3 protein-coding genes are annotated in these 4,674 nt (G+C 64.0%); 1 reads left to right on the plus strand and 2 read right to left on the minus strand.

Annotation, left to right across the window (positions count from 1 at the left end; genetic code table 11):
* The first annotated feature begins 172 nt into the window (after positions 1-172).
* Positions 173-1,762 carry an OprO/OprP family phosphate-selective porin gene (locus WA702_RS17940; protein WP_425111879.1) on the plus strand — a complete coding sequence of 530 codons (1,590 nt, stop codon included), beginning with the start codon at positions 173-175 and terminating at the stop codon, positions 1,760-1,762.
* A 456-nt stretch (positions 1,763-2,218) separates the two neighbouring features.
* Here WA702_RS17940 and WA702_RS17945 read toward each other — a convergent pair whose 3' ends face one another.
* A complete protein-coding gene (locus tag WA702_RS17945) occupies positions 2,219-3,685 on the minus strand; it encodes a M81 family metallopeptidase (RefSeq protein WP_425111877.1) in 1,467 nt (488 codons plus the stop codon).
* A gap of 674 nt (positions 3,686-4,359) precedes the next feature.
* A partial coding sequence (locus WA702_RS17950) for an ABC transporter permease subunit (RefSeq protein WP_425111878.1) occupies positions 4,360-4,674 on the minus strand: 315 nt, incomplete at its 5' end.

The raw sequence follows: 4,674 nt of genomic DNA on the forward strand, positions 1-4,674 counted from the left end.
TGTTCGCATGATGATGCTCATCCCATAAGCAGGCGGATGGCACATGTGGCAGCTTTCACACAGCCGGAATCAGAAAACACGGATAGGCTGTCGCAGTACAGTCATTCACGTTTTCTAAAATCGGGCGCGGGGGTGGCTGCTTGGCGCCTGCAATGGGGAGCTTAAGATTATGATGGTGCGAACGGCGACAATCGTGGCCGTGATGGGGATCGTCACGGCTTCGGCGGCACAGGCGCAGTCGGCGGGGGGAAACGACGCTGAGATCGCGCTGTTAAAGCAGCAGCTCAAGATGATGGAGCAGAAGCTCGACAAGCTGCAGAGGCAGACCACGGCAAATACGCAAGCCGCCGCGACGGCCAGCGCCAAGGCAGAGAATGCCAAGGCCGAAGTCAAGACGGCCGTCATGAACGCCAATGCGGCCTACCCGGTGAAAGGTACGGCGCCGATCGCTGGCGTGTTGGTGACGATGCCGAACAACCGGCCGACCATCTGCACCGCCGATGGCGAGAATTGCATCTCGCTGACCAGCCGGATTCATTTCGACGTCGGCGGCTATGATTATCGGCCGAACGGCGCCGCAACCTCGCCGCAGAAACTCGACAGCGGCGAAAACCTCCGCCGCGCGCGCATCGGTATCCTGGGCAAATTTTTCGGCGACTGGAACTACGCGCTCATCTACGATTTCGGCGGTTCGTCTGACGGGTTCGGCGGCACCGCGGCCGGATCGCTTCCGGGCGGCGGCGTCTCGGGCGTCGAGAACGCCTACCTGAGCTACACCGGCTTCAAGCCGTTCGGCGGCAAGATGGCGATCGAGGGCGGCATCATGGATCTGCCCTGGACGCTCGACGAATCCACGAGCTCGAACGACATCCCGTTCATGGAGCGCGCCTCGGTGGGCGTCATTGCCCAGAATATTGCCGCCGGCGATTTCCGATCGGCCTTTGGCTCGCGCTGGTGGAACGACCAATTCTGGGTGGGTGGTTATGTCACCGGTCCGACAACCGGCGCGATCCACTCGGCTTCCAGCGTCACGCCCCCCGGCACCAGCGAGCAATATGGTGCGGTGGCGCGCGTCGCCGGCCAGGTCGTGAGCGGCCCCGGCTATTCGGTCCATCTCGGCGCCGACGCGGAGTGGCTGATCCAGCCGCCGCGTAACCTCGTCACCCAGGCGCAGACGCTGACCCTGAGCGATCGTCCGGAGTTGCGCATCGATCCGACCTCGCTGATCTCGACCGGCGCAATCGCCAACGTCTCCGGCGCCCAGGTTTACGGCGTCGAGGCGGCCGGGACCTATGGCTCGTTCTTCGCGCAGGCCGAATATTACTGGTTCAACATCGACCGCACTGCCAACACCGGCCTGCCGCCGACCGGCGCGCCGAGCCTGAACTTCCAGGGCGGCTATGTCGAAGCGACCTACATCCTGACCGGCGAAAGCCGCAAGTACAACGCCTCGAGCGCTTCCTATGGCGGCGTCAAGCCATCGCAGCCGTTCTCGTGGCAGGCCGGCGGCTGGGGTGCCTGGGAAATCGCCGGGCGTTTCAGCACGGTGGACCTGAACGATCGGCTCGCGACCGCTGCCGGCATCGCCGGCGGCCGGCAGAATATCTACACCGCTGGCCTGAACTGGTACGTCAACGGCAACGTCCGCTTCATGTTCAACTACCTGCATGGCGATATCGCCAAGCAGGCCAGCTCCACCAGCACCGTCAATGCAGGCTCGACCTTCGATGCGTTCGCGATGCGCACGCAGGTCGCGTTCTGATCTGATTGCAGCCTGACGGCTCGACATCCAAAGCCCGGCGCTTGCGCCGGGCTTTAACGTTTCGAGGCGCGCGAAACAGCCTGCGAGATCAGATCTCGCGGCTCAATATGCGTACCGCGCCGGCGAGGCCCGACATCTAGCCGTGAACAGGTTGCGTACCCAGCCTCGCCAGCGATTCGGATATGCTTCGTTCCGAGCGCGTTCAGGAAGTTAAGAGGGACACCACGGCCGTCGCATTCTGGAACAGCCGCGCGTTTACGTTTTCAACCATCAATCCATCGGCCGTCCGGACCATCAGACTGGATATGGGCGTGCCGCGCTGCTCGCGCGCGATATCTAGCCATGAACACATCACGTACCGGGCAGCACCACCGATTCGGACGCGCTTCGTTCCGAGCGCGTTCTACAAATTAACAGCAACGCCATGCCCGTCGCGTTTTGAGACAGCGGCTCGGGTCACGCCTTCGGCAGTTGGTCCAGAGGCCACTTCGGGCGCTGGATCTTCTTGTACGGCAACAGCGAGAGATCGCGCGCAACCACGCCGGGCGCCTCGACCATGATGATCGCTGTCGCGATCGGCGCGAAGGCGGCGCGAAAATGCTGCGCGGACTTGACGCCGACCAGCTTGCGCGCGCGCGGATCGCAGCCGAGCTGGGTGAAGACGTCGACCCCAAAAGTCTGGCAGCGGAAGGTCGTGATCACGACCGCGACGCCGCCGCTTTCGATCAGAGCGCTGTCACCGAGCTTGGCCGGCGTGCCGGCAAGCCCGGTCATCACCATGTTCTCTTGCAGCGCCTTGATCTCCCAGATCGCATCGATCGGATCGCCGGACAACGGCCCGATCTTGCCGCCGATCCGTAAGGGAAGTTTGGCGCCGACGCCGGCATCGAAGGCGATGCGCACCGCGATCGGTTCCCAGAGCGGACCGAGGCAGGCATTGCCGACCTTGCGCTCCAGCAGCCGGCGCAGGATGTAGGTGGAATCGCCGGGCGCGCCACCGCCCGGATTATCGCTGGCATCGCCGAGCACGACGGTGCCGTCGATCGCCAGCGCCTGGTCGATCGCCGCGTCGATGCCGGGCGTCAGCTCGGTCAGTGCGTCGCGCATCGCGACCAGCTCGTCGGCGAGACGTCGCGCCAGCGCCTTGGCTTTGGCGCCGTCGCGATCAATAGCCGCTTCGCTGTAGACCAGCACCTTGGTGCCCATCGCGGGCGTGTCGCCCCAGGCGAAGCCGTGCACGACCGAGACCGAGACGATGCCGTCCTTACCTTCAAGCGCGCTGATGCGGTCGACGAAGCCGCGCACCGGCTCGCGCGTGGTGTGCAGTGTGATGATCATGGATGTGTCGACGAGGGCATGGCGAAGTGTCAGCCGCTTCTCGACCAGCGCTGCGCAACGTTCGACCAGCTCTTGCCCGCGCTCAAAGATGTCGGTGTGCGGATATTCCTTCCAGCAGATCAACAGATCGGCATTGTCGATCATCGCCGCGCTCATGTGGCAGTGCGGATCGAGCGTGCCGCCGATCACGACATCAGGGCCGACGATCTCGCGGACCCCTGTGATCAGCTCGCCCTCGCAGTCGTCATAGCCATCGGCGATCATGGCGCCGTGCAGGCCGAGCAGCACCATGTCAACCGGCAGCGCGGCGCGCAGATCTGCCAGGATCTGGTCACGCATGGTCTCGAACGCAGCGCGGGTGACGACGCCGTTCGGCACGGCCGCGGCGACCAGCCCCTCGATCAACGTCCAGCCGCGCGACGGGCCGACCTGCCGTGCCGCCCAGAGTGGCCCGCCATGCATCTGCATCTTGTCCGGATGCTGGCCGGCGGGAAAGAAGGCGCGTTCGTGGAAGGTCGCGATGCCCGTCGGCATCGGCGCGAAGGTGTTGGTCTCGGTGGCGAGGGCGGCGGAGAAGACACGCATGGAGGCTGTACCCGGTTGGCCGCGAGGAAAGGCAGGCGCGCATCGTCCCGGCCGGCGATGCCGCGAACAGAAGAACGGAGCGCGTCAAGAAGCGCAAGAGATCAGCGCGAACAATGACCGCCGTGCAGCGCATGGGTCACCCGCGACACCTTACGCCGGCCTCGCCATGATGAAGACGATACCGGGCGGGCGCGATGCCACCGATGTGACCAATCGTGAACCGCTAGATGTTGGGATGGCACGAGCTTCGCCTTACTTCAGCAGGCGCAGCCGTCGATTGGAGAACGAGCGATGCGTTCTATTTTGGCATTGAGCCTTTTGATCACCCTGTGTGGATCTGCGACCGCGGCACCGGTGCATCACGCGCACCGGCCGCACGCGATTGCTCGTCCTGATCGGGACATGCGCGCAGACCCCGCATCGGGTTTTGCCTACGTACCACCGAGAGCGCCGACCCGCTACCAGCCGGCACCCTACGATGGTGGCGCTGAATTCTATCCGGGAGCGTCCCAGGGCTATGCGCCTGGCGAACGCGAGCAATTTCTCGATAGTGTAAGACAAGGTGGCTAGACCGCCGGCGAACGCGACATTGCATTCAGGTGCGGCGGTCGTCGACGATTCGCGGCTCATCGGCATGTCGCCTGCGGCTCGACCGTCGCTTCGCCTTTGATAGCTCAGGTCCGGATCACAAAACCCTTGGCCAAATGGTTTTGCGCAAAATAGATCGTCGCAATTCCGGGGACGATCGCGAGCACGGTCATCGCCATGACCAGCCCGACGTCGGTCCGGAAGCCAAACAGCGCATTAATGGCCATCGTGATCGGCTTGCCGCCGGTGGTCGTCAAGATGCGGGCGAGCACCACCTCCACCCAGGAAAAGACGAAGCAGAAGAACGCGGCCACGCCGATGCCGGGCGCAATGGCCGGAACGAGATGACGGACGAAAAAGCCGGCAAGCGAATGACCGTCGAGGAATGCCGTCTCATCCAG

Origin of the sequence: Bradyrhizobium sp., assembly GCF_049798375.1 — a bacterium.
Lineage (GTDB): Bacteria > Pseudomonadota > Alphaproteobacteria > Rhizobiales > Xanthobacteraceae > Bradyrhizobium.